At 44.8% G+C, this 24,495-nt stretch carries 25 protein-coding genes, 1 rRNA gene and 2 other annotated features; all 26 genes read right to left on the bottom strand.

Features of this window, described 5'->3' with window-relative positions:
• Nucleotides 1-20: 20 nt before the first annotated feature.
• The 26 genes from rpoB to rrf all read right to left on the bottom strand — a co-directional run bounded on the left by rpoB (nucleotide 21) and on the right by rrf (nucleotide 24,406).
• Nucleotides 21-3,602, bottom strand: coding sequence for a DNA-directed RNA polymerase subunit beta (gene rpoB / locus BXO87_RS19605; protein WP_038456721.1), 3,582 nt, complete (start codon nucleotides 3,600-3,602; stop codon nucleotides 21-23).
• Between the two features lie 244 nt (nucleotides 3,603-3,846).
• A complete protein-coding gene (locus tag BXO87_RS19600) occupies nucleotides 3,847-4,452 on the bottom strand; it encodes a class I SAM-dependent methyltransferase (protein WP_029325705.1) in 606 nt (201 codons plus the stop codon).
• 91 nt (nucleotides 4,453-4,543) lie between these two features.
• Complete coding sequence (gene rplL / locus BXO87_RS19595; protein WP_003156436.1) at nucleotides 4,544-4,915, bottom strand: 50S ribosomal protein L7/L12; 372 nt, start codon at nucleotides 4,913-4,915, stop codon at nucleotides 4,544-4,546.
• Between the two features lie 41 nt (nucleotides 4,916-4,956).
• On the bottom strand, nucleotides 4,957-5,457 hold the full coding sequence (gene rplJ / locus BXO87_RS19590) for a 50S ribosomal protein L10 (protein WP_007410396.1): 501 nt from the start codon (nucleotides 5,455-5,457) through the stop codon (nucleotides 4,957-4,959).
• 63 nt (nucleotides 5,458-5,520) lie between these two features.
• Nucleotides 5,521-5,663: a sequence feature (ribosomal protein L10 leader region), on the bottom strand.
• A gap of 48 nt (nucleotides 5,664-5,711) precedes the next feature.
• Nucleotides 5,712-6,410 carry a 50S ribosomal protein L1 gene (gene rplA / locus BXO87_RS19585; RefSeq protein WP_003156431.1) on the bottom strand — a complete coding sequence of 233 codons (699 nt, stop codon included), beginning with the start codon at nucleotides 6,408-6,410 and terminating at the stop codon, nucleotides 5,712-5,714.
• A 94-nt stretch (nucleotides 6,411-6,504) separates the two neighbouring features.
• A complete protein-coding gene (rplK, locus tag BXO87_RS19580) occupies nucleotides 6,505-6,930 on the bottom strand; it encodes a 50S ribosomal protein L11 (protein ID WP_003156430.1) in 426 nt (141 codons plus the stop codon).
• Nucleotides 6,931-7,097: 167 nt separating this feature from the next.
• Nucleotides 7,098-7,631, bottom strand: a complete 534-nt coding sequence (nusG, locus tag BXO87_RS19575; RefSeq protein WP_003156423.1) for a transcription termination/antitermination protein NusG — start codon at nucleotides 7,629-7,631, stop codon at nucleotides 7,098-7,100.
• 166 nt (nucleotides 7,632-7,797) lie between these two features.
• Nucleotides 7,798-7,977: a preprotein translocase subunit SecE gene (gene secE / locus BXO87_RS19570; protein WP_003156422.1), complete on the bottom strand. Its 180-nt coding sequence runs from the start codon at nucleotides 7,975-7,977 to the stop codon at nucleotides 7,798-7,800.
• Between the two features lie 32 nt (nucleotides 7,978-8,009).
• Entirely contained in the window at nucleotides 8,010-8,159 is a 150-nt protein-coding gene (rpmG, locus tag BXO87_RS19565) for a 50S ribosomal protein L33 (protein WP_003156421.1), read from the bottom strand.
• An 85-nt stretch (nucleotides 8,160-8,244) separates the two neighbouring features.
• Nucleotides 8,245-8,901, bottom strand: coding sequence for an RNA polymerase sporulation sigma factor SigH (gene sigH, locus BXO87_RS19560; RefSeq protein WP_003156415.1), 657 nt, complete (start codon nucleotides 8,899-8,901; stop codon nucleotides 8,245-8,247).
• A gap of 62 nt (nucleotides 8,902-8,963) precedes the next feature.
• On the bottom strand, nucleotides 8,964-9,476 hold the full coding sequence (gene rae1, locus BXO87_RS19555) for a ribosome-dependent mRNA decay endonuclease Rae1/YacP (RefSeq protein ID WP_003156414.1): 513 nt from the start codon (nucleotides 9,474-9,476) through the stop codon (nucleotides 8,964-8,966).
• Nucleotides 9,477-9,482: 6 nt separating this feature from the next.
• Complete coding sequence (rlmB, locus tag BXO87_RS19550; protein WP_003156413.1) at nucleotides 9,483-10,232, bottom strand: 23S rRNA (guanosine(2251)-2'-O)-methyltransferase RlmB; 750 nt, start codon at nucleotides 10,230-10,232, stop codon at nucleotides 9,483-9,485.
• Nucleotides 10,216-10,647, bottom strand: coding sequence for a Mini-ribonuclease 3 (locus BXO87_RS19545; protein ID WP_038456717.1), 432 nt, complete (start codon nucleotides 10,645-10,647; stop codon nucleotides 10,216-10,218). Before BXO87_RS19545 ends, rlmB begins: the two co-directional genes overlap by 17 nt.
• Nucleotides 10,648-10,651: 4 nt before the next feature.
• Nucleotides 10,652-12,052: a cysteine--tRNA ligase gene (cysS, locus tag BXO87_RS19540; protein ID WP_007615229.1), complete on the bottom strand. Its 1,401-nt coding sequence runs from the start codon at nucleotides 12,050-12,052 to the stop codon at nucleotides 10,652-10,654.
• The gene (gene cysE / locus BXO87_RS19535; RefSeq protein ID WP_003156410.1) at nucleotides 12,049-12,702 is read right to left on the bottom strand and encodes a serine O-acetyltransferase; all 654 of its coding nucleotides are present in this window, start codon (nucleotides 12,700-12,702) and stop codon (nucleotides 12,049-12,051) included. Before cysE ends, cysS begins: the two co-directional genes overlap by 4 nt.
• A gap of 74 nt (nucleotides 12,703-12,776) precedes the next feature.
• Nucleotides 12,777-13,010: a binding site (T-box leader), on the bottom strand.
• Between the two features lie 2 nt (nucleotides 13,011-13,012).
• Nucleotides 13,013-14,464 carry a glutamate--tRNA ligase gene (gltX, locus tag BXO87_RS19530; RefSeq protein ID WP_038456715.1) on the bottom strand — a complete coding sequence of 484 codons (1,452 nt, stop codon included), beginning with the start codon at nucleotides 14,462-14,464 and terminating at the stop codon, nucleotides 13,013-13,015.
• A 91-nt stretch (nucleotides 14,465-14,555) separates the two neighbouring features.
• Nucleotides 14,556-15,032 (bottom strand): 2-C-methyl-D-erythritol 2,4-cyclodiphosphate synthase, encoded by a 477-nt coding sequence (gene ispF, locus BXO87_RS19525; protein WP_038456712.1) that lies wholly within the window; start codon nucleotides 15,030-15,032, stop codon nucleotides 14,556-14,558.
• On the bottom strand, nucleotides 15,025-15,723 hold the full coding sequence (gene ispD, locus BXO87_RS19520; RefSeq protein WP_038456709.1) for a 2-C-methyl-D-erythritol 4-phosphate cytidylyltransferase: 699 nt from the start codon (nucleotides 15,721-15,723) through the stop codon (nucleotides 15,025-15,027). Before ispD ends, ispF begins: the two co-directional genes overlap by 8 nt.
• A gap of 12 nt (nucleotides 15,724-15,735) precedes the next feature.
• A complete protein-coding gene (locus tag BXO87_RS19515) occupies nucleotides 15,736-16,836 on the bottom strand; it encodes a PIN/TRAM domain-containing protein (protein WP_003156403.1) in 1,101 nt (366 codons plus the stop codon).
• 113 nt (nucleotides 16,837-16,949) lie between these two features.
• On the bottom strand, nucleotides 16,950-18,032 hold the full coding sequence (disA, locus tag BXO87_RS19510) for a DNA integrity scanning diadenylate cyclase DisA (protein WP_007615225.1): 1,083 nt from the start codon (nucleotides 18,030-18,032) through the stop codon (nucleotides 16,950-16,952).
• A gap of 3 nt (nucleotides 18,033-18,035) precedes the next feature.
• A complete protein-coding gene (gene radA / locus BXO87_RS19505) occupies nucleotides 18,036-19,415 on the bottom strand; it encodes a DNA repair protein RadA (protein WP_014416742.1) in 1,380 nt (459 codons plus the stop codon).
• Between the two features lie 93 nt (nucleotides 19,416-19,508).
• On the bottom strand, nucleotides 19,509-21,941 hold the full coding sequence (clpC, locus tag BXO87_RS19500) for an ATP-dependent protease ATP-binding subunit ClpC (protein ID WP_015239036.1): 2,433 nt from the start codon (nucleotides 21,939-21,941) through the stop codon (nucleotides 19,509-19,511).
• Nucleotides 21,938-23,029: a protein-arginine kinase McsB gene (gene mcsB, locus BXO87_RS19495; protein ID WP_003156398.1), complete on the bottom strand. Its 1,092-nt coding sequence runs from the start codon at nucleotides 23,027-23,029 to the stop codon at nucleotides 21,938-21,940. Before mcsB ends, clpC begins: the two co-directional genes overlap by 4 nt.
• On the bottom strand, nucleotides 23,029-23,586 hold the full coding sequence (mcsA, locus tag BXO87_RS19490; protein ID WP_025284097.1) for a protein-arginine kinase activator protein McsA: 558 nt from the start codon (nucleotides 23,584-23,586) through the stop codon (nucleotides 23,029-23,031). The genes mcsB and mcsA overlap by 1 nt, the downstream gene beginning before the upstream one ends.
• 13 nt (nucleotides 23,587-23,599) lie before the next feature.
• Entirely contained in the window at nucleotides 23,600-24,064 is a 465-nt protein-coding gene (gene ctsR, locus BXO87_RS19485; protein ID WP_003156396.1) for a transcriptional regulator CtsR, read from the bottom strand.
• A gap of 226 nt (nucleotides 24,065-24,290) precedes the next feature.
• Nucleotides 24,291-24,406, bottom strand: a 5S ribosomal RNA gene (rrf, locus tag BXO87_RS19475).
• Nucleotides 24,407-24,495: the final 89 nt, after the last annotated feature.

The following is a 24,495-nucleotide window of genomic DNA, read 5'->3' as shown; positions in this document are numbered from 1 at the left end:
TTGCCTTTATCAATCAGAGACTATTCTTTCGTTACTGCGTCACGTTCAACGTCTGGAGATGCTGTTTCTTCCGGCGCTTCATCACCTGATAATGCAAGGCCGTCAGCTTGTTTCGCATCTTCCTCGTCTTCTAGATCTCTCATTTCTATTTCTTCTTCATCGCCTGAAAGGATTTTTACGTCCATACCTAAGCTTTGAAGCTCTTTGATCAATACTTTGAATGATTCCGGAACACCAGGCTCTGGAACATTGTCGCCTTTGACGATGGCTTCATATGTTTTCACACGTCCGACCACGTCATCGGACTTCACAGTCAGGATTTCTTGAAGCGTGTAAGCTGCGCCGTAAGCTTCAAGCGCCCAAACCTCCATCTCACCGAAACGCTGTCCGCCGAATTGGGCTTTACCGCCGAGAGGCTGCTGCGTAACAAGTGAGTAAGGACCTGTAGAACGGGCATGAAGTTTATCATCAACCATGTGCGCCAGTTTGATCATGTACATGATTCCGACAGATACACGGTTGTCAAACGGTTCTCCCGTACGGCCGTCATAAAGAACTGTTTTAGCATCTCTTGACATGCCTGCTTCTTCAAGTGTTTCCCACACATCTTCTTCCCGCGCGCCGTCAAATACAGGTGACGCGATGTGAATGCCGAGGTAGCGGGCAGCCATACCCATGTGAAGTTCTAATACCTGACCGATATTCATACGTGATGGTACACCCAGCGGGTTAAGCATGATATCGATCGGCGTGCCGTCAGGAAGGTAAGGCATATCTTCTTCAGGAAGAATCTTCGAGATAACCCCTTTGTTTCCGTGACGTCCGGCCATTTTATCACCTTCAGAAATCTTACGTTTCTGAACGATATATACGCGTACAAGCTGGTTCACTCCCGGAGGAAGTTCGTCGCCGTCTTCACGGTTGAAGACTTTTACGTCGTGGATAATTCCGCCGCCGCCGTGAGGCACACGGAGAGAAGTATCACGGACTTCACGCGCTTTTTCTCCAAAGATCGCATGCAGAAGGCGTTCTTCAGCCGTAAGCTCAGTTACACCTTTAGGCGTTACTTTACCTACGAGAAGGTCTCCGTCGTTGACTTCCGCACCGATACGGATAATTCCGCGGTCATCAAGATTGCGAAGCGCGTCTTCCCCTACGTTTGGAATATCGCGGGTGATCTCTTCAGGCCCAAGCTTTGTATCACGTGCTTCTGATTCATATTCTTCAATGTGAATAGATGTGTATACATCATCTTTCACAAGGCGTTCACTCATGATGATGGCATCCTCATAGTTGTAACCATCCCATGTCATGAAGCCGACCATTACGTTGCGGCCGAGAGCAAGTTCGCCAAGCTCCATTGAAGGTCCGTCAGCAAGGATTTCTCCTTTGACTACTTCATCGCCGACACTGACGATCGGACGCTGGTTGTAGCACGTACCTTGGTTGGAGCGGACAAATTTCAGCAAGCTGTACTTATCCAGGTTGCCTTTTACTTTTTGGCCGTCAATTTCTTCATAGCGGCGCACCCATACGTTTTTCGCTTCCACCCGTTCAACGATACCAGGGTGTTTACAAATAACGGCTGCACCGGAGTCTTTACCGGATACGTATTCCATACCCGTTCCGACGATCGGAGCTTCCGGCTGCATCAAAGGCACAGCCTGACGCTGCATGTTCGCTCCCATGAGGGCGCGGTTCGAGTCATCGTTTTCCAAGAACGGAATACATGCTGTCGCAGCAGAAACAACCTGTTTAGGAGAAACGTCCATGTAATCCACGCGGTTGCGGGCTACAACGGTGTTTTCCCCTCTGAAACGCGCTACGATGCTGTCATCCAAGAAAGAACCGTCCTCGCTCAGCTTAGCATTCGCTTGGGCTACGACATAGTTATCCTCTTCATCAGCAGTCAGGTAGTCGATTCTAGGCGTTACTTTTCCTGTTTCAGGATCAACGCGGCGGTATGGTGTCTCAATGAAACCAAAGCGGTTTACTTTCGCAAATGATGACAATGAGTTGATCAAACCGATGTTCGGGCCCTCAGGCGTTTCAATCGGACACATACGGCCATAGTGAGAGTAGTGAACGTCACGTACTTCCATACCTGCGCGCTCACGTGTCAAACCGCCCGGTCCGAGAGCTGACAGACGGCGTTTGTGCGTCAATTCAGCAAGCGGGTTCGTCTGATCCATGAATTGAGAAAGCTGTGAGCTTCCGAAGAACTCTTTAATAGACGCAATAACAGGTCTGATGTTAATCAGCTGCTGCGGCGTAATTGTATTTGTGTCTTGAATAGACATTCTTTCACGTACGACACGTTCCATCCGGCTTAAACCGATACGGAATTGGTTTTGCAGGAGCTCACCTACAGAACGCAGACGGCGGTTTCCGAGATGGTCGATATCATCAGTGTCGCCCACTCCGTGCAGGAGGTTGAAGAAGTAGCTGATAGAAGAAATAATATCAGCAGGCGTAATGTTTTTAATCGCTTCTTCGATGTAAGCATTGCCGATCACATTGATCGTCTGCTCTCCTTCTGCATCGGTAGGAGCATAGATTTTAATGGATTGAAGCATCACTTCATCCTCGACAACGCCGCCGTTAGGATAAAGTTTTCTGAAGCCGATTCCATTTTCTAAGTATGGCAGTACTTTATCAAGTGTTCTTCTGTCAAGAATCTGCCCTTTTTCAGCGAGAATTTCACCGGTTTCCGGATCCACCAGTGTTTCTGCAAGGCGCTGGTTAAACAGGCGGTTCTTGATATGAAGCTTTTTATTAATTTTATAGCGTCCTACATTCGCAAGGTCGTATCGCTTCGGATCGAAGAAACGGGAATCCAGCAAGCTTTTTGCGTTTTCTACTGTAGGCGGCTCTCCGGGACGAAGGCGCTCATAGATTTCAAGAAGCGCTTTGTCACTGTTTTCAGTGTTGTCCTTATCCAGTGTATTGCGGAGATATTCGTTCTCACCAATGAGATCGAGAATCTCTTGGTCGGAACCGAAGCCGAGAGCACGCAAAAGAACCGTAACCGGCAACTTACGTGTGCGATCAATGCGGACATACACAACATCTTTCGCATCAGTTTCGTATTCTAACCATGCGCCACGGTTTGGAATGACAGTCGCGGTAAAACCTTTTTTACCGTTTTTGTCTACTTTACCACTGAAATATACACTTGGAGACCGAACAAGCTGAGATACGATAACACGTTCTGCACCGTTGATGATAAAAGTACCGGTATCTGTCATAATAGGGAAATCACCCATGAAGACATCCTGGTCTTTTACCTCTCCAGTTTCTTTGTTAATTAAACGAACCTTCACTCTCAGCGGAGCTGAGTAAGTCACATCACGTTCTTTTGACTCTTCAACGGGATACTTAGGATCTCCTAAACTGTAGTCAATGAACTCTAGAGAGAGGTTACCAGTGAAATCCTCAATTGGTGATATGTCTTGAAACATCTCTCTAAGACCCTCATCAAGAAACCACTGATAAGAAGAGGTTTGAATTTCAATGAGATTTGGTAATTCTAACACTTCGCTAATGCGAGCATAGCTTCTGCGCTGGCGGTGTCGTCCATACTGAACTAGTTGACCTGTCAACTGATTCACCCCTCAAATCATGCGTATTATATGTGTAATAAGCATCTCTTACGATAAAGAAATACTTTTACAAGACAAAAGAAAAAAGGGTTTCTAATTAAGAAAACCACATCCAAAAACAAATACCGATTTTATTAGCATTTCCATGTTTGTATAATTTATACATGCACTATGATTATTTCAGCATATCATGCAAAATATATACATTGGCATTTTACAATATTAACATAGCTGAAAATTCAAGTCAAACTTTTTTTGCTTTTATGATATAATAGCCTTTCTTTTTTTGAACCACAGAAACTTCGTCAAAAAGCTCCTTCAGTTTTTCAATGGCAGAAGGCCCGCCCTGTTTTTTCTGTATAACGATCCACAATTCACCTGAAGCCCTTAAATGCTCAGCGCTTTTTTCAAAAATGGCATGGACAACTTTTTTTCCGGCGCGGATTGGGGGGTTTGTAAAAATAGAAGCAAATGTTTGAGCAGAATCAATATTTGAAAATAAATCACTCTGATAAATCCGAACGTTTTTTATTCCGTTTTTTTCTGCATTTTCATTTGACAGCTCTACGGCTCTTTCATTCACGTCAATCATGTGCACGGTCCGGTCTGTAAATGCACCGGCGAGCGACAGACCGATCGGGCCGTAACCGCAGCCTGCATCCAGGAAGTCACCATCGATCTCCGGCTCTTCAAACGCTTCAATTAAGACACGCGAACCGAAATCAACTTCCTTTTTCGAGAAAACGCCGCTGTCACTTGTGAATGTATAAGATCTGTTCCGCAGTGTAAATGACCATGTCTGTTTATCGCTTTTAACTGAAGGTTTTTCTGAATAATAGTGTTCACTCATTATTAGAACCTCCTTTTTTAATGGCACTTAAAGAAAAGCAAAGAAAAAGCCCGCCTCATAAAAGCGAGCTTCCCCTACAGGCAAGTGAAGATTACTTAACTTCTACAGAAGCGCCAACTTCTTCAAGTTTAGCTTTAAGCTCTTCAGCTTCTTCTTTCGCAATACCTTCTTTAAGTGGTTTTGGAGTGTTGTCAACAAGTTCTTTAGCTTCTTTCAAGCCAAGACCAGTGATTTCACGAACAACTTTGATAACTTTGATTTTCTGAGAACCTGCACCAGCAAGGATAAGGTCGAATTCGCTTTGCTCTTCAGCAGCGCCGCCAGCAGCAGCTCCGCCAGCTACAGCTACAGGAGCAGCAGCAGTTACGCCAAATTCTTCTTCGATTGCTTTTACTAGGTCGTTCAATTCAAGTACAGTTGCTTCTTTAACGGAAGCAATGATTTCTTCGATATTTAAAGCCATTTGAAATTCCTCCATTTGTTTTATTTTAGGGTAAAATCAGATTAAGCGCCTTGTTCTTCCTTTTGGTCTGCAACTGCTTTAGCTGCAAGTGCAAGGTTGCGAACTGGAGCTTGAAGTACGCTAAGCAACATAGAAAGTAAGCCATCGCGTGAAGGAAGTTCAGCAAGAGCTTTCACTTCTTCAACAGAAGATACTTTTCCTTCGATAACGCCCGCTTTGATTTCCAGAGCTTCGTGATTTTTCGCGAACTCGTTAAGAACTTTTGCCGGAGCGATAACATCTTCAGTACTGAATGCGATCGCATTCGGTCCAGTTAAGACATCATTCAAACCATCAAGTTCAGCTTGTTCAACCGCACGGCGAGTCATTGTGTTTTTGTACACTTTGAACTCTACGTTAGCTTCGCGAAGCTGTTTACGGAGTTCAGTTACTTCAGAAACGTTAAGTCCGCGGTAGTCAACGATGATCGTTGATTTGCTTTCTTTCAGTTTAGAAGCAATCTCTTCAACAACAACTTTTTTTGTATCAATTGCGCTGCTCATGGTTACACCTCCTGTAGATTTTGTGTAACACTTATACCGCTAGGTGATCACGACTGTGACGACGATTTCATATAAAAAGCCTCCATGTGGACATGGAGGCTGTATATACAAGCATACGTAACGTAATAGCTGTGATATATATACACCTCGGCAGGATATTAAGCCTCAACGGCCCCTGCTGTCTACGGTATAAATGACATATTATATTTTACAACATTTTGAATCATATCAGAATGCTGATCTAAAGTCAAATATTATTTTACGTTGAAAGTAGAAGCGTCTACTTTGACACCAGGGCCCATAGTAGAAGTAACGGCAACGTTTTTCACGTAAACACCTTTAGCCGCAGCCGGTTTTGCTTTCAGGATTGTATCATACATTGTTGTGAAGTTCTCAACAAGTTTTTCATCCTCGAAAGAAACTTTTCCGATCGGAACATGGATGTTACCAGCTTTGTCAACGCGGTATTCTACTTTACCAGCTTTGATTTCGCCGATTGCTTTTTCTACTTCGAATGTAACAGTTCCTGTTTTAGGGTTTGGCATAAGACCTTTTGGTCCAAGCACACGGCCGATTTTACCGACTTCACCCATCATGTCAGGAGTCGCAACGATTACATCGAATTCGAACCAGCCTTGCTGGATTTTCGCGATGTAATCAGAATCGCCAACGTAGTCTGCACCGGCAGCTTCAGCTTCTTTTGCTTTTTCGCCTTTAGCGAATACAAGCACGCGCTGAGTTTTACCAGTTCCGTTAGGAAGTACAACTGCACCGCGGATTTGCTGATCGTTTTTACGAGGGTCAACCCCTAAACGAAAAGCAACTTCAACTGTAGCGTCGAATTTAGCTGTGTTTGTTTTTTTAGTAAGCGCCACTGCTTCAGCGACGTCGTAAGCTTTCGCACGGTCTACAAGCTTCGCAGCTTCAACGTACTTTTTACCTTTTTTAGCCATTTTAAAATTTCCTCCTTATGTGGTTATAGCGGAATAACCTCCCACGAATAAGGGTTGCGAACTTGTGAAAACTCGCAACCCGACAAGAAACAAATTAATCCTCGATAACGATACCCATACTGCGGGCAGTACCTTCAACCATGCGCATTGCCGCTTCAACGTCTGCTGCGTTTAAGTCAGGCATTTTCGTTTCAGCGATTTCGCGAACCTTATCGCGCTTAACGGTTGCCACTTTATTACGGTTTGGTTCACCAGAACCAGACTCAATTCCAGCTGCTTTTTTAAGCAATACTGCAGCAGGCGGAGTTTTTGTAATAAATGTAAATGAACGGTCTTCGTAAACCGAAATTTCAACAGGAATGATTAAACCAGCTTGGTCAGCTGTACGAGCGTTAAACTCCTTACAGAATCCCATGATATTTACACCGGCTTGACCTAGTGCAGGTCCAACTGGCGGCGCTGGGTTAGCTTTTCCAGCAGGAATTTGCAATTTTACAACTTTTACTACTTTTTTAGCCACGAGACACACCTCCTTAAGTCCGTGATGTGGTAATAGGGTAAACCCTCCCACTCAAGGTTTCATTCTTTATATGAATGACGAAATATCAAGCTAGCTGCCTTGGATTAGTCCAAGACGTACCTTTGCTATATTATCATTAATATATAGCAATTTCAAGTTTTTTCACATTACAATTTGTCGATCTGGGTAAATTCCAGTTCAACCGGCGTTTCACGGCCGAACATGTTAACGAATACTTTCACTTTGCTCTTATCATAATCAATCTCTTCAATTGATCCTGTAAAGTTGGCGAAAGGTCCGTCTATGACTTTGACTGTCTCATTCAATTCAAAATCAATGTCGGTTTTCCGCTCATCCATGCCCATGCGTTTTAAGATGGTTTCCGCTTCGCCAGGAAGAAGCGGAGTCGGCTTTGAGCCTGAACCGGCTGATCCGACGAATCCGGTAACGCCCGGCGTGTTGCGGACCACATACCAGGAATCATCAGTCATGACGATTTCAACAAGCACATAACCCGGGAACACTTTCTTTTTGACTACTTTTTTCTTGCCGTTCTTAATATCAGTCTCTTCTTCTTCAGGGACGACAACGCGGAAAATTTTATCCTGCATTCCCATTGATTCCACACGTTTTTCAAGGTTTGCTTTTACTTTATTTTCATAACCGGAATACGTATGAACAACATACCAATTCTTTTCCATTCTATCAGGACTCTGCAGTCCTTCCCTCCCCGCATTTAAAAATGAAGTGTAAAACAAAAAATAGGCTCAGGGCCTATGAATCCTTTTTCAACAACACAATAAAAAACCCGCTGAACGGGTTTTGGCAAACGATATTATGATCTATTATAGCACGTATTGCTGATCATTATTCAACTATTAAACGAATTAATTGAGAAATTCCTGTATCAAGGAGGGCAAAAAAGATAACAAAAAAGATAACCGTTGAAATCACCGTGATTGTATAGCGCGTTAACTCTTTGCCTTTAGGCCAGCTAACCTTTTTCATTTCTTTCCCAACATCTTTAAAGAAACTCATCATGCGCATGTAAAAGACCTCCACAATTTAAAAAGCGAACACTATTTTGTTTCTAAATGAGCTGTATGTGAATTGCAAGTGCTGCAGTACTTCTTAACTTCTAACCGCTCAGCCGCTGATGCAGAGCTTTTCATTGTCGTATAATTACGATTTCCGCATGTTTTGCATGCCAGCGTAATCTTTTTTCTCATGTCGTTACACCTTTTCCTAAACATTCATTTATCTTAATAAAATAGCACAGTCAGAAAAATTCTGTCAATATGACACAGAAACCTGCTACAGGCTGATCTCTCTTATTTCTAAATATTTTTCAAGCTTGCGCTTCACGCGCTGCAGGGCATTATCGATTGATTTTACGTGTCGGTTTAAGTCATCTGAAATCTCTTGGTAACTTCTTCCGTCCAAGTACAAAACAAGCACCTTTCTCTCCAGATCGCTCAGCAGTTCTCCCATTTTCATTTCGATATCATCAAATTCTTCCTGATTAATAATCATCTCTTCAGGATTTAACGTTTTAGCGCCTGAAATGACATCAAGCAGTGTTCTGTCAGATTCTTCATCAAAAATAGGTTTGTCTAAAGAAACATAGGAATTTAAAGGAATGTGTTTCTGACGGGTAGCTGTCTTTATTGCGGTAATAATCTGGCGGGTAATGCATAATTCTGCAAAAGCTTTAAATGAAGTAAGCTTGTCCTCTCTAAAGTCTCGGATAGACTTATATAAGCCTATCATCCCTTCCTGTACAATATCTTCTCTGTCGGCCCCTATTAAAAAATAAGACCTTGCTTTCGCCCGTACAAAATTACGGTACTTCGTAATCAAGTAATCTAACGCATCACTATCCCCAACATGAACCTTTTCAATGACCTGCTCGTCCTCCAACTGGCAAAATTGCACTTTGTTGAACTTTCCCTTGCTGTTCTGTAGATTCACTGCGATCCCCCCGGCGCACGTAGATAGAAATATTATACATTAATGGGCGAAAAAGCGTCAACCTAATCCAGACCCCCTCGGCGCCACTTTTCAAACGTTTTCAAAACCTCTTCGGACAGCTCGATTTTACCCGGTGGTTTTTCAGAAGTGATCTTTGAAACCCGCCTTTGAATCCGGCGCTCTATCGTATCCACTTCCCTCAGGAGCTCCCGGGCGGATTTACGGAGAGCCCCTTGTCCGAAAATCGCCCACTGCTCCGTATAATCGGAGGTTGCGACATGAATCTGTGTCGCAATATTATTCAGCGCCTGGGCAAGCTTCTCGATCCGCTCATCCGCCGTTTCATTCTCCCGTGTGAAAATCACTTCGACTCTGTGATTCGTTTGTTTTTTCTCTATGCCTTTTACCAGGTGTGCGTCAAACACCACAATGACTCTGATTCCCGTGTAGGACTGATATTCCGCCATCTTCTGGATCAGTACATCTCTCGCTTCTTCAAAACTGTTCGCTTTTAAATCCTTTAGCTGCGGCCAAGCTCCAATCATGTTGTATCCGTCTACTAACAGGATGTCCATCTGTCTTCATTCCCCTAAAGGATTGCGCTTCCGGTAGACTTCATACATGAGAAGGCCGGCCGCTACCGACGCATTCAGAGACGTGACTTTTCCGGCCATCGGAAGCTTAATGAGAAAATCACATTTCTCTTTCACAAGCCGGCCCATTCCTCTGCCTTCGCTTCCGATAACGAGCGCCAAAGGCATCTTGCCGTCCATAGAGCGGTAGTCTTCCCGGGCGGATGCATCCGTTCCGACGACCCAAATCCCCCGCTCCTTCATTTCATCAAGTGTCCGGGCAAGGTTGGTCACCTTCACGACGGGAATGTGTTCAATCGCACCGGTCGAAGCTTTTGCGACTGTCGAAGTCAGTCCGACCGCTCTGCGTTTCGGAATCACGATGCCGTGTGCACCGACAGCGTCAGCCGTTCTCATGATGGAACCGAGATTATGAGGGTCTTCCAGCTCGTCCAGTATGAGAAAGAAAGGCTGTTCGTTTCTCTCTTCCGCTCTTTTATATAATTCGTCTAATTGTGCATATTCATATGCCGCCACTTGGGCGACAACACCCTGATGCTGCCCCTCTACCATTTGATCGAGTTTTTTCCTCGGTACAAATTGAATGGTGACGCCGCGCTTTTTAGCAAGCTCCATAACTTGCTGCGCCTGTCCTTTTACTGTGTTTTCCGCCATCCATAACTTATACAGCTTGCGATCTGACTTTAACGTCTCAATCACAGCGTTTTTTCCTATGACGTAATCATGTTGCTGACTCATTTGTTTTCCTCCCTGACGTCCCGACTTGTATAGCCTCAGCAATCAGCTGATTCAGTCTTTCTTCTCTTTTCTCAAGAAAAAGGTATCCGAGTAAAGCCTCAAAAGCTGTACTATGGCGGTACGTCTGTACATCTGTGTTTTTAGGCGTCGTCCCTGATTTCGCGTTTCTGCCTCTTCTCAGCACGGCTTCCTCTTCCTCCGTGAAAAAGGATTCGTCCTGAAGGCTGAACAATATGTCTGCCTGTGATTTTGCCGATACAATCCGGCTCGCCTTCTTATGAAGGTCATTCGGTTTCGTAAAGCCCTGCTTAAGCAGGTGATGCCGGACGTATATTTCAAAAATGGCATCACCCATATAAGCAAGCGCAAGACCGTTTAACTGCTTTGAATCTTTGATTTGTTCAAATTGAAGCATCCGCTTACTCTCCCCGCTTCCAGCGAGTTCCCTGGGCCGTATCTTCAAGAATGATATTCATGCTTTTCAGCTGATCGCGAATCTGGTCCGACAAAGCAAAATCGCGATTGCGGCGGGCTTCATTTCTCTTCTCAATCAACTCTTCAATCTCTTCGTCGACAAGCTCTTCTTCGCCGAGCGTAAGTCCGAGAACAGATCCGATTCTGTCAAACATGCTGATAAAGGCTTTAATGACGTGATCAGCCGTATTGTCTTCCTGCATGTAGTAATTGGCGAGCTTCGCCAGATCAAACCAAACGGAAATCGCATTCGCCGTATTAAAATCATCATCCATTGCTTCTTCAAACGCAGTGCGGTGCTCTTCGATTTTAGCAAGCCATTCCTCATCATTGTCAGTCAGATTCGTGCTGCTAATCAAACGATGGTTTAAATTACTATAGGCCGTCTTCAGGCGGTTAAACGCGTTTTTTGTTTTCTCAAGCAGCTCTTCCGAATAGTTGATCGGGTGGCGGTAATGAACGGACAGCATGAAAAATCTCAAAAGCTGCGGGTCATATTGCTTAATGATATCGTGCACCAAAACAAAGTTGCCGAGAGATTTTGACATCTTCTCATTATCGATATTGATATATCCGTTGTGAAGCCAGTATTTTGCGAATGTCTTGCCTGTTAATGCTTCAGATTGGGCGATTTCGTTTTCATGGTGCGGGAATGTCAGGTCCTGACCGCCGGCATGAATATCGATTTCGTCACCCAAATACTTTTTCACCATTGCGGAGCATTCAATATGCCAGCCTGGGCGGCCTTTTCCCCAAGGGCTATCCCATGAAATTTCTCCGTCCTTAGCAGCTTTCCAAAGAGCAAAGTCCAGCGCATCCTCTTTCTTCTCGCCGACACGGATACGCGCGCCTGATCTGAGTTCATCAATTGATTGCTGAGATAGCTTGCCGTAGCCTTCGAAGGCCCTTGTTTTGAAATAGACGTCGCCTTCTGATTCATAAGCGTAGCCTTTTTTAATCAGCTCGCTGACAAATTCAATAATGGCGTCCATGTTTTCCATGACCCGGGGGTGAAGATCCGCTTTCCGGCATCCGAGGGCGCCCACGTCTTCAAAATACGCTTTAATGAACCGTTCAGAAACGGCCGGGACGTCCTCACCGAGCTCGTTGGCCGCCTTAATCAGTTTGTCGTCAACATCGGTGAAATTCGATACGTATTGAACATCGTATCCTTTATACTCTAAATAGTTGCGTACGGTATCATACACAATCGCCGGACGGGCGTTTCCGATATGAATATAGTTGTATACAGTCGGTCCGCACACGTACATTTTTACTTTGCCTTCCTCAAGAGGAACGAACGTTTCCTTTTTCCGTGTCAATGTATTATAAAGTGTAATGGTCATTTTTGGTTGATCCTTTCTTTTTTATCTTCCAGTTCAGCCTGCAGTTCAAAAATCTGCTGCTCCAATGCTCTAAACCGGTCAGCAACCGGATCGGGCAAGTCTTGGTGATTGAGATCGCGTTTGATTTTTCTTCCGTTCTGAATGACGACTTTCCCCGGTATGCCGACAACGGTCGAAAAGTCGGGAACATCACGAAGCACAACGGAGCCGGCCCCTACTTTAGAACCCTGCCCGACCGTAATAGAGCCGAGCACCTTCGCTCCGGTTGCAATTAAAGCATCATCTTTTATGGTCGGATGCCGCTTCCCCTTTTCTTTTCCCGTTCCCCCGAGAGTGACACCTTGGAATACCGTCACGTTATTGCCGATTTCACATGTTTCCCCTATGACGACCCCCATACCGTGGTCAATGAAAAACCTTCTCCCGATAGTCGCGCCGGGATGGATTTCAATTCCGGTAAAGAAACGGGCAATCTGTGATATCAGGCGCGCCAGGAAGAAAAATCTCCGTTTATATAAAGCATGTGCAATCCGATGCGCCCATATAGCATGTAAACCAGAATAAGTTAAAACAACTTCGAAATAGCTTCTTGCTGCCGGATCTTGATCGAACACTGTATCTATGTCTTCTTTTAGCATTTTAAAAAACACATGCTTCCCCCCATTCTCTCCCCGCTCCAGTCTGTTTTTCCGCCTATAAAAAAAGCGCCTCTGCATGTAAACATGACAGAGACGCTTTTACCGCGCGGTTCCACTCTGTTTGAAAAACAAGTCACTGTTTTCCCAACTTAAAAGCCGGTAACGGCGGCGGCCGCCTTTAAATACTGATTTCCGCAGAAATGTTCTTCAAAGGTCTTAAGGGCGCACTTCTAAAACATGACGCATGAATCTCTCTCAGCCGATGAAGATTCTTTCTGTAATGGTCATTGTTTTATACTCTTCCCTGTCAACAATCGTATATTTAAATGCTTTTCAGGCGTCTGACGGCTGTTTCTCTGCCGATCAGCTCAATGGCCTGCGGAAGCTCAGGACCGTGTGTCTGACCGGTAACCGCTACACGAATCGGCATGAACAGCTTTTTACCTTTATGGCCTGTTTCTTTCTGAACAGCTTTAATTGAGGCTTTGATCAACTCAGGCGTAAATTCTTCAAGCTCTTCAAGCTTCGCAGCAAATACGCTGAGCACTTCAGGCACCTGTTCTTCTTCCAGAACGGCTTTCGCCTCTTGATTATACTCGATCTCATCTTTAAAGAACAAATCAGTCAGCTCGACAATTTCAGCGCCGTAGCTCAATTGCTCATGGTAAAGAGAGATTAATTTACGAACCCATTCCTGCTCCTCGGCAGAAAGCTCAGTGCCGACTTTTCCTGCTTTTTGCAGGTGCGGCAAGGTCAGCTCAACCACTTGATCAAGGTCCAGCGCTTTGACGTATTGGTTGTTGACCCATTTCAGTTTATGCATATCAAACAGAGCCGGTGACTTAGACAAACGATTTACATCAAAAATTTCAATGAATTGTTCTCTTGTGAAAAGCTCTTCTTCACCGATGGGAGACCAGCCGAGAAGTCCGATAAAATTAAACAGCGCTTCAGGCAGGTAACCCAGCTCATCATACTGCTCAATAAACTGGATAATTGATTCATCACGTTTACTTAATTTTTTGCGGCTTTCGTTTACGATAAGCGTCATATGTCCGAAGACAGGAACATCCCAGCCGAATGCCTGGAAAATCATGATCTGTTTCGGTGTATTTGAAATGTGATCCTCACCGCGGAGCACGTGCGTCATTTTCATTAAGTAATCGTCAATCGCGACAGCAAAGTTATACGTCGGTGTTCCGTCTTTTTTGACGATGACAAAGTCGCCGATGCCGTCTGATTCAAAAGAAATCTCACCTTTTACGATATCGTTAAATGCGATGATTTTCCCTTCCGGCACGCGGAAACGGATGCTCGGCTGTCTGCCTTCGGCTAAAAACTGCTCCTGCTCTGCCTGAGTCAGGTTTCTGTGTTTGCCGGAATAGCGCGGCATTTCCCCGCGGGCGATTTGCTCTTCACGTTCTTTCTCAAGTTCTTCTTCCGTACAGAAACATTTATAAGCAAGCCCTTTTTCAAGAAGCTCTTCATAGTACTTTTTGTAAATGTCGTTACGCTCAGACTGGCGGTACGGGCCGTATTCTCCGCCGACATCCACACTTTCATCCCAGTCCATGCCGAGCCATTTCAAATAGTTGAGCTGGCTTTGCTCTCCGCCTTCAATATTTCGCTTTTTGTCCGTATCCTCAATCCGGATAATAAACTTTCCGCCTTGGCTGCGGGCAAATAAATAGTTAAAAAGCGCTGTTCTGGCGTTACCGATATGCAAATGTCCGGTCGGACTCGGTGCATAACGAACGCGTACTTCATTTCCCATGTTCAAATACTTCCTTTCATCTCGTCTGTAGCCTCTAGCCGAATATATGTATCTATTCTACCACCAAATAGACCGGGCATCAAAACAATGATCAGGCTTTTTGGATCAGAACGGTCGCCTGAGCGGCAATTCCTTCGGCTCTTCCGGTAAACCCGAGCTTTTCAGTCGTCGTCGCTTTTACGTTTACTTGAGAGACGTCCGCCTCAAGGCCTTCCGCTATCCGCTTTCTCATAGCTTCAATATGCGGCGCCATTTTCGGCTTTTGCGCAATAATCGTGCAGTCTATATTTCCGAGTACGTATCCTTTTTCTTTAACAATGTTCCAGACATGCTGAAGCAGCTTAAAAGAATCTGCATCCTTGAATTCCGGATCAGTATCCGGGAAATGCTTGCCGATATCTCCTTCACCTGCCGCTCCGAGACACGCGTCTGCGACTGTATGCAGCAATACATCAGCATCTGAATGTCCGAGCAGCCCCTTTTCATAAGGAATTTCAATTCCGCCGATGATGAGAGGACGGCCTTCCGTTAATTGATGCACATCAAATCCTTGTCCGATTCTAAACATTATGATTCCCACTTTCCGCTTTCATGATTGCTTCCGCAAATATCAGGTCATCCGGCGTTGTCAGCTTAATATTGGTATAGCTGCCTTCAACGATACTCACCTGATATCCATCAAGACGCTCGACGAGGCTGGCGTCATCCGTCCCTAAGAAGCCTTTGTTTTCCGCTTCCATATGCGCCGTCTTCAATAAAGAAAGACGAAAAGCTTGCGGCGTTTGAACGGCCCACAAGCTTGAACGATCAAAGGTCTCCGCAACCCGGGAGCCTTCCGCCCGTTTTATCGTGTCTTTCACAGGAACAGCCAGGACAGCCGCTCCCGCCTCCTCTGCTGTTTCAACGAGCTTATCGATATGCTGATGTGTGACAAACGGGCGCGCTCCGTCATGAACAAGAACGACCGATTCCTTATCAATCACTTTCAGTCCTTCGTATACACTGTTCTGACGCTCCGCACCTCCGGTAACAAGCTCAATTTCCGTCTGAATCGGAAATTGGGCCAGCAGCTGGCGAAAATCTTCCTGTTCACTCTCGTTTATCACCAGGATTATTTTCTGACAGGGTGCGTGGCCTTCAAAAACCCGCAGTGTGTGTATAATAACAGGCGCACCTTTTAAGCTGATGAACAGCTTATTTTTTCCGGCCTTCATCCGTTTTCCTTGTCCGGCAGCCGGAATAACGACAACATACTCCATATGAACTCCCTCTTAAAGAGCTTTCTCAAGCAGCTTGGGCTTGGCAAAAATCATTCGTCCCGCCGCTGTCTGCAGTACGCTGGTTACGAGCACATCAATATGTTTCCCTATATAATTGCGGCCTTCTTCCACAACAATCATCGTACCGTCATCCAAGTAAGCCACACCTTGATTGTGCTCTTTCCCGTCCTTAATCACCTGCACATTCATCTCTTCGCCCGGAAGCACAACCGGCTTCACCGCGTTTGCAAGGTCATTAATATTCAGTACCGCAACCTTCTGAAGCTCACATACTTTATTTAAATTAAAATCATTCGTCACAACGACGCCGGATGTCAGCTTCGCAAGTTTGACAAGCTTGCTGTCAACCTCCTGAATGTCCTCGAAGTCGCCTTCATAAATTTCAACCGTAATATCCAGTTCCTTTTGAATGCGATTCAAGATATCCAGACCGCGGCGTCCTCTGTTACGTTTTAAAACATCTGAAGAATCAGCGATATGCTGTAATTCCTCCAGCACAAATTGAGGAATGACAATGACGCCTTCTAAAAAGCCCGTCTGACAAATATCTGCAATTCTCCCATCAATAATAACACTTGTATCTAAGATTTTCAGCCTTTTATCCTGTTCCTCCTGCTCCTCATCAGCACTTCCCTTTTTCTTCTGCATTCTTGCAGAAATGGAGAAAAGACTGATCAGTTCATCCTTTTTCTTAAATCCGACTTGGAAGCCCAGATAACCGAGAAAGAAAGCCAGAAAGACCGGAATGATGGTGCTGAATATACGGTACGGAATATTGTCCAGCGGAATCACGTTTACAATGAGATATGCGATGATAAGTCCAAAAACCAATCCGAGACTCCCGAATAACAGATCCGGCACCGGAGCTCTCAGCAAAGAATCTTCAATCCATTTTACCCAATTAATCACATATTCTGTCGTCCATATACTGATGAGAAAAAAGATAATAGCACCAATTGCAGCAGACGTATATGCGTTTGTTATTAAAGGTATGTCCTGTATATTTGACAGCACAAACAATTCAGGTATTAAAAAGATACCGACAACGCCGCCCACAATAATGAAGAACGCCTGAACTATTCGTTTTAACATACCTCCACCTCCTTTTAAGTAGCATTTTTTCAGCAGACTGTCAGAGCCTACAAATTCAGAATAAACAAAAACTAACAATAATATACCCGGATTCCGACAGGTTTAAGCGATTCTTAAAGCTGTCTATCTATATAGTGTTTTTCCTGAAGGCGTTTTAAGCCTTTTTTGATTTTTTTGGCGCGCACTTCGCCGATACCCTCAACATCATCAAGCTCTTCTACTGTGGCTTCCGTTATGCTTGGCAAAAACCCGAACGCCTCAACCACATTTTCAACAATCGGCATCGGCAGACGCGGAATTTTGTTCAGCAGCCTGTATCCTCTCGGGAGCACATAATCATCAATATTGGTAGAAGCCGGATATCCAAGCAGCTTAAACAGAATGGAGTCATCAAGCAGATCATAGCTGGACATATCCTGAAGCTCTTTTAACAGCACGAACGGATCTTTGATTTTTTCTTTGACATAGTCTTTGATGAAAAGTGCCGCCTCTTCTTCCATGTCCGTAATCAGTTCAATCACCTGCAGACGGATTAAGTGGCCTTCCGTTCCAAGTTCTTTAATATACATATTGATTTCATTTTTTATTCGGAGCACCATTTCATATCGATGCATGACGGACAGCACGTCACTGAATGTCACAAGCTCCTCAAACTCTAATGCGTTTAAAGCCGTAATCGTTTTGTCTAAAATGGTTTTATACTTCTCAAGCGTTTGAATAGCCTGATTTGCCTTTGTTAAAATAAATCCTATGTCCTTTAGTGTGTACTTCATGCTGTCCTGATATAACGTAATGACATTTCTGCGCTCAGAAATGGCGATGACGAGACAGCCGGTCTGCTTCGCCACCCGTTCCGCCGTACGGTGCCTCATTCCCGTTTCTGAAGAAGAAATGGTCGCCTCCGGCATAAGCTGCGTATTCGCATAAAGAATTTTCTGGCCGGAATCACTTAAAATAATGGCACCGTCCATTTTAGCCAGCTCGTATAAGTGAGCGGGCGCAAATGATGTATTAATATGAAAACCGCCATCCACGACTTGCTTTACCTTATCATTGTATCCGACAACAATCAGGCCGCCTGTATTTGCCCGAAGTACATTCTCTATCCCGGCTCTGAGCGGGGTGCCCGGTGCAACGAACTGTAGAATTGCAGACAGGTCAAGCTCTTGTTTCGCCCCTTTTTTCTCTTTTTCCATCTATTATGATCCTCCTAATGAAGTACGAAGCGCTTCTGCAACATTTGCTACTCCGACAACCTCAATCCCTTTTGGTATTGTCCACCCATCTGCATTCGCCTCAGGTATGATCATGCGCTTGAAGCCGAGTTTTGCCGCTTCCTTTACGCGCTGTTCGATTCTTGACACCCTGCGGACTTCTCCTGTCAGACCCACTTCACCGATAAAGCAATCTGCGGGATTCGGCGGTGTATCTCTGAAGCTTGAGGCAATGCTGACGGCTACTGCCAAATCAATCGCCGGTTCATCCAGTTTGACCCCGCCGGCGACCTTTAAATATGCATCTTGATTTTGAAGCAAAAGACCCACCCGCTTCTCAAGCACAGCCATAATTAACGACACCCTGTTGTGGTCAATGCCTGTAGCCATGCGGCGCGGGTTTCCAAAACTGGTCGGTGATATGAGCGCCTGGATTTCAACCAGGATCGGTCTCGTTCCTTCCATTGACGCAACGATACTCGAACCCGATGCCCCGGCAGAACGCTCTTCCAAGAAAATTTCAGAAGGGTTCAGCACTTCCGTAAGCCCCTCTTCCCGCATTTCAAAGATGCCCATTTCATTTGTGGAGCCGAAACGGTTTTTTACGGCCCGCAAAATACGGAATGTATGGTGCCGCTCTCCTTCAAAGTATAGAACGGTATCGACCATGTGCTCAAGCAATCTCGGCCCTGCGATCGATCCTTCTTTTGTGACGTGCCCGACGATAAAAATAGGTATGCCGTTTGTTTTCGCGATTTTCATCAATTCGGCCGTACACTCTCTTACTTGTGATACACTGCCGGGAGCCGAGGTGATATCACTTTGGTAAACGGTCTGAATGGAGTCTACGACAACAAATGCGGGTTTCATCTCTTGTATAGCAGACGAAATATACTCCATATCGGTTTCAGATAAAACATGTAACATTTGGCTGTTGATTCCAAGTCTGTCGGCGCGCAGCTTCGTTTGCTTCACGGATTCTTCCCCTGAAATGTAAAGCACGCTGCCGGCCGTATCTGCTAATTGTGCGGATACTTGGAGAAGGAGCGTTGATTTTCCGATGCCGGGATCGCCGCCGATTAATACTAACGAGCCCTTCACAACGCCGCCGCCAAGCACTCTGTTGAATTCTTCAAGCTTTGTGTGAACGCGGGGTTCTTCCGATGTTTCAATTGATGTAATGGGTGATGGTTTCTGGACGGTTTGAACGGAGTGGGAGAAAGCCGCCCGCCGATTCGCCGGCGCTTTTTTTATGGTTTCTTCCACCATTGTATTCCAAGCCCCGCAGCCCGGGCACTTTCCCATCCACTTTGCGGATTCATAACCGCATGAGTGGCAGATGAATTTTGTTTTTGATTTAGCCATATATGTTGTAAGACCTCTTCCTTATCGAATATTTCTCTATATAACAAAGTGAGGCATACACTCGCTTACGTATGCCTCATGTTTGTCACTATATTAGTTCGTTTTAGCAGTTGTTTTTACGACAAATTCGCCGTCCTCAACATCAAGAACAATGTGCTGGCCTTTATCAATATTGCCTCTGAGGAGTTCTTCTGATAACCGGTCCTCCACATGCTTTTGAATCGCTCTTCTTAACGGACGTGCGCCGTATTCCAAATCGACGCCCTCTTCTGCTACTTTTGCTTTTGCAGCATCCGTCAGCTCGATAGAGAGATCTTGTTCTTTCAGACGTTTTGTTAACTGATCAGACATAAGCGACACGATGTCTGTAAGATGTTTTTTCTCAAGGGAGTGGAAGACGATAATTTCGTCAATCCGGTTGATAAACTCAGGTCTGAAGGCACGTTTCAGCTCTCCCATGACTTTGTCTTTCATGTCTTTATGGTTTTGTGATTCATCCTGGACATTGAAGCCCACATATTTGTTGCGTTTCAGCTCGCTCGCTCCGACGTTTGACGTCATAATCAGGATCGTGTTGCGGAAATCCACAGTGCGTCCTTTTGAATCAGTCAAGCGTCCGTCTTCAAGCACTTGCAGGAGTATGTTAAACACATCAGGATGCGCTTTTTCAATTTCATCAAGCAGTACGACAGAGTAAGGTTTTCTTCTCACTTTTTCTGTCAGCTGGCCGCCTTCATCATAGCCGACATATCCCGGAGGAGAACCGACAAGACGTGAAGTCGAATGTTTCTCCATGTATTCGGACATATCCACTCTGATCATCGCTTCTTCATCACCGAAAATGGATTCCGCCAGCGCTCGTGCCAGCTCTGTCTTCCCAACGCCTGTAGGGCCTAAGAAGATGAATGAACCAATCGGGCGTTTCGGGTCCTTCAGACCGGCTCTTGCACGTCTGACGGCCTTTGCAACGGCTACAACAGCTTCATCCTGGCCGATGACGCGGGAGTGCAGAATGTTTTCCATATTGAGAAGCTTATCTGTTTCCGTTTGGGCAATTTTAGATACAGGCACCCCGGTCCAGCTGGATACAACCATCGCAATATCCTCTACAGAAACTTCGGAGTTCTCCTGGCCTTGTTTTTCTTTCCACGTTTTTTTCGTGTCTTCCACCTGTTCTCTCAGACGCTGCTCCGTATCACGAAGGGAAGCCGCTTTTTCAAACTCCTGGCTCTGAACGGCAGCGTCTTTTTCCTTGCGAACTTCATCGAGTTTCTGCTCAAGCTCTTTTAAGTTCGGAGGCGTTGTGAAAGAACGGAGACGTACTTTTGAACCGGCTTCATCAATTAAATCGATCGCTTTATCCGGAAGGAAGCGGTCAGAAATATAACGGTCGGACAATTTAACCGCCGCTTCGATCGCTTCATCGGTAATGGATACGCGGTGATGCGCTTCATAGCGGTCACGGAGCCCTTTTAAAATTTGAATGCTTTCATCGGCTGACGGCTGATCCACCTGAATCGGCTGGAAACGGCGCTCCAGAGCGGCGTCTTTTTCGATATATTTACGGTATTCATCAAGCGTTGTCGCACCGATGCATTGAAGCTCTCCGCGGGCCAGTGAAGGTTTTAAGATATTCGATGCGTCAATCGCACCTTCTGCTCCCCCCGCTCCGATCAGTGTATGCAGTTCGTCAATGAATAAAATAATATTGCCGGCCTGACGTATTTCATCCATTACTTTTTTCAAGCGGTCTTCAAATTCTCCGCGGTATTTCGTACCAGCTACAACCGTACCCATGTCTAATGTCATTACGCGTTTATCACGTAAAATTTCCGGCACTTCATTATTGATGATCTGCTGTGCGAGGCCTTCAGCAATCGCAGTCTTACCTACACCCGGTTCTCCGATAAGAACGGGATTATTCTTCGTTCTGCGGCTTAATACCTCAATAACACGCTGAATCTCTTTGCTTCGGCCGATAACCGGATCAAGACTGTCTTCCTTCGCAATCGCGGTTAAATCACGAGCCAGACTGTCAAGCGTCGGCGTGTTTGCATTGCTGTTCGTACCGGATGCAGAAGATCCCGTCTCATTGCTTCCCAGAAGCTGCAGCACTTGCTGTCTCGCCTTATTCAAGCTGACACCGAGATTATTCAGAACTCTCGCGGCCACGCCTTCTCCTTCACGAATCAGTCCGAGAAGTATGTGTTCTGTTCCCACATAAGAATGTCCTAGCTTTCTGGCTTCATCCATGCTGAGCTCAATGACTTTTTTTGCTCTTGGCGTATAATGAATCGTTTGAGACATTTCCTGTCCCCGTCCGATTAAGCTCTCCACTTCTTTCTGAATTTTATCCGAACCGAGTCCGAGTGCTTGGAGTGCTTTAGCTGCAATCCCTTCTCCTTCACGAACCAGACCTAATAAGATATGTTCAGTTCCAATATTGTTATGGCCTAAGCGCAGTGCTTCTTCCTGTGCCAGTGCCAATACCTTTTGAGCTCGCTCTGTAAACCTTCCAAACATCATATCGAATCATCCTCCTGTCTATTTGCACTCATTTCTAAATGCAGCCTTTCCCTGATAAGAGCCGCTCTTCTCGCGTCTCTTTCGTTCGGCCGTAATGCACCGCCCGAATATTGCTGGAGAAAACCCGGCTGTGTCAAAATCATCAGTTCATTAAGTATATTGCTTGATAGCCCTTTGATGATTCCAAGGTCTATCCCCAGCCGAACGTCAGAAAGGCATTTCGCCGTTTCCTTTGATTCAATCATACGGCAGTTGGATAAAACACCATAAGATCTGAATACCCGGTCCTCCAATTCAATTTTCGAGGTTTGGTAAAGCGCTTCTCGGGCTGAACGTTCCTGCTCAATCAGCTGGGCAGCCACACTGTTTAAATCATCTACAATGTCCTGTTCTGATTTTCCGAGTGTGATTTGATTTGAAATTTGAAAGATATTTCCTAATGCTTCGCTGCCTTCACCGTAAATTCCTCTAACAACTAAGCCTAATTGGTTAATTGCCGGTATAATTCGATTCATTTGCCTAGTTAATACAAGGCCCGGCAAATGCATCATGACTGAAGCCCTTAGTCCCGTCCCTACATTTGTAGGACAGCTTGTTAAGTATCCTCTCTTCTCTCCAAAGGCGTAATCCACTTTCTCCTCAATCCAGTCATCAACCTGGTTTGCCGCTTTTATGGCGTTGAGAAGCTGGAAGCCGGGGAAGAGGCATTGAATTCTGATATGATCTTCTTCATTTAACATAATGCTGACTTCTTCATTTTCAGAAAGCAGACAGCCGCCAAAAGGGGATTCAGTTAAATTCGGGCTGATCAGATGTTTCTCCATCAGCACCCGTTTTTCCAAAGGCTGAGCTTCACTCATTCTGATTAAATGAAATTGACCGATATCAGGCAGTTCTTTTCCTGAAAAATGATCTTCGAATTGCTGAATGATGGATGAGGCTTCTTCATTCGTATACCTGGCAGGAAACTTTATATTTTCAAAGTTTCGGGCCAACCGTATACGGCTGCTGAGTACAATGTCACTTTCAGGTCCCTTTTGCTTCATCCAATTGCTTAGTGCGTCCTGAATAAAATGCTTGAGCGACATTACCCTTGTTCCCCCTCACTGTCTTTACTTTTTAATTTCTGCTCTAACGATCGGATCTGATCCCTGACCTCCGCTGCTCTTTCAAACTCTTCGTGGTGTATTAAAGATTCAAGTTCTTTTTTTAACATTTCCATTTGCCGTCTTACATGCAGGTTTCCGCCTATTCGTTTTGGAATTTTCCCGGCATGCACCGTATTCCCGCTGTGAACTTTTCGCAAGATCGGCGTAATTTGGCTGTAGAACGTATCGTAACATTCCGCACAGCCGAAACGCCCTGTTTTTCTCAGCTGCTGAAACGTCATACCGCATTTCTTACAAGCTGTGCCTTGCTCTGAGTAGCTGAACATTTGAGAACCGGTGTTTTGAAATGAAGACTCCATATTCAGCAGCCCTGATAATAAATTATGGATCGAGAACCCTTGGTTTCCACTTATACTGTATGAATCGCTATTTTCTTTTGCACATTGTTCACAAATATGAACTTCTTGTTTTTCTCCATTAACAACTTTCGTAAAGTGAAAAGTGGCCGGTCTCTCATTGCATTCTTGACAAATCAATCTTTTCACCCGCTTACTTTAGTTTTAAAGATGTGAGCATTGCTTTCATCATTCTGGCTCTTAGTTCATCCCGTTCGGGCAAATCAATATATAGAACTGAACGATCCATTACACTCACCATCATTTTAGCTTCTCTTTCCGAAATAACTCCGTCCTCTAACAGTCTGAGAATAATGTCATCAGAGGCTGCCTGGGACAAGTGGGTATGAATCTGCGAAATAATATTATTGATGAGGACGACTTCGTTATTCATTTTAATTTTGATAATACGAATATAACCGCCGCCTCCCCGTTTACTTTCAACAATATATCCTCTTTCACTTGTAAATCTGGTGTTGATGACATAATTTATTTGGGAAGGAACACATTGAAATTTATCAGCGATTTCACTGCGTTTGATCTCTAAAATTTCTTTGCCATTTTGATCTAATACTTGTTTCAAGTACTGTTCAATGATGTCAGAAATATTATGTCCCACTCAACCCCCTCCTTTATTGACTTTGACTATATTTGACTTTAATCTTACTATAAGGTGTTTCGTGAAATTTTTCAACTGTATCGCTCTATCTCTATTATTTCCACTTTGAACAAGCATAAAACCTACTTTTACAAAAAGGCATATCGTTACGTTTCTCATATTATATAATGTATGCAGAAAAACACAAAAAAGGCAACTCATGATGAGCTGCCTTTACCATAATATAGCTTGGCGGCGTCCTACTCTCACAGGGGGAAACCCCCGACTACCATCGGCGCTGAAGAGCTTAACTTCCGTGTTCGGTATGGGAACGGGTGTGACCTCTTCGCTATCGCCACCAAACCATTGAGAGTGTTCTCTCAAAACTAGATAACAGTAAGCATACATTCAAATTGGTTAAGTCCTCGATCGATTAGTATCTGTCAGCTCCA

This window comes from Bacillus sp. GZB, from assembly GCF_001975995.1.
GTDB classification, from domain to species: Bacteria; Bacillota; Bacilli; order Bacillales; family Bacillaceae; genus Bacillus; species Bacillus velezensis.
Note: the sequence above shows the minus strand (reverse complement) of the source record. Positions and strands in the feature narration are given on the sequence as shown.

Bases quoted from the DNA above. Each gene is read 5' to 3' on its own strand.
- cysS (WP_007615229.1), bottom strand. From the start codon at position 12,052: ATGACCATTACACTTTATAATACATTGACACGGAAAAAGGAAACGTTC.
- rplJ (WP_007410396.1), bottom strand. From the start codon at position 5,457: ATGAGCAGCGCAATTGATACAAAAAAAGTTGTTGTTGAAGAGATTGCT.
- gltX (WP_038456715.1), bottom strand. From the start codon at position 14,464: ATGGGAAATGAAGTACGCGTTCGTTATGCACCGAGTCCGACCGGACAT.
- nusG (WP_003156423.1), bottom strand. From the start codon at position 7,631: ATGGAAAAGAATTGGTATGTTGTTCATACGTATTCCGGTTATGAAAAT.
- mcsB (WP_003156398.1), bottom strand. From the start codon at position 23,029: ATGTCGCTCAAGCATTTTATTCAGGACGCACTAAGCAATTGGATGAAG.
- BXO87_RS19515 (WP_003156403.1), bottom strand. From the start codon at position 16,836: ATGTTAAAACGAATAGTTCAGGCGTTCTTCATTATTGTGGGCGGCGTT.
- rplA (WP_003156431.1), bottom strand. From the start codon at position 6,410: ATGGCTAAAAAAGGTAAAAAGTACGTTGAAGCTGCGAAGCTTGTAGAC.
- rplL (WP_003156436.1), bottom strand. From the start codon at position 4,915: ATGGCTTTAAATATCGAAGAAATCATTGCTTCCGTTAAAGAAGCAACT.
- disA (WP_007615225.1), bottom strand. From the start codon at position 18,032: ATGGAAAAAGAGAAAAAAGGGGCGAAACAAGAGCTTGACCTGTCTGCA.
- clpC (WP_015239036.1), bottom strand. From the start codon at position 21,941: ATGATGTTTGGAAGGTTTACAGAGCGAGCTCAAAAGGTATTGGCACTG.
- ispD (WP_038456709.1), bottom strand. From the start codon at position 15,723: ATGGAGTATGTTGTCGTTATTCCGGCTGCCGGACAAGGAAAACGGATG.
- radA (WP_014416742.1), bottom strand. From the start codon at position 19,415: ATGGCTAAATCAAAAACAAAATTCATCTGCCACTCATGCGGTTATGAA.
- BXO87_RS19545 (WP_038456717.1), bottom strand. From the start codon at position 10,647: ATGCTTCAATTTGAACAAATCAAAGATTCAAAGCAGTTAAACGGTCTT.
- BXO87_RS19600 (WP_029325705.1), bottom strand. From the start codon at position 4,452: ATGAGTGAACACTATTATTCAGAAAAACCTTCAGTTAAAAGCGATAAA.
- ispF (WP_038456712.1), bottom strand. From the start codon at position 15,032: ATGTTTAGAATCGGACAAGGATTTGATGTGCATCAATTAACGGAAGGC.
- rpmG (WP_003156421.1), bottom strand. From the start codon at position 8,159: ATGAGAAAAAAGATTACGCTGGCATGCAAAACATGCGGAAATCGTAAT.
- secE (WP_003156422.1), bottom strand. From the start codon at position 7,977: ATGCGCATGATGAGTTTCTTTAAAGATGTTGGGAAAGAAATGAAAAAG.
- rlmB (WP_003156413.1), bottom strand. From the start codon at position 10,232: ATGAGTCAGCAACATGATTACGTCATAGGAAAAAACGCTGTGATTGAG.
- rae1 (WP_003156414.1), bottom strand. From the start codon at position 9,476: ATGGACATCCTGTTAGTAGACGGATACAACATGATTGGAGCTTGGCCG.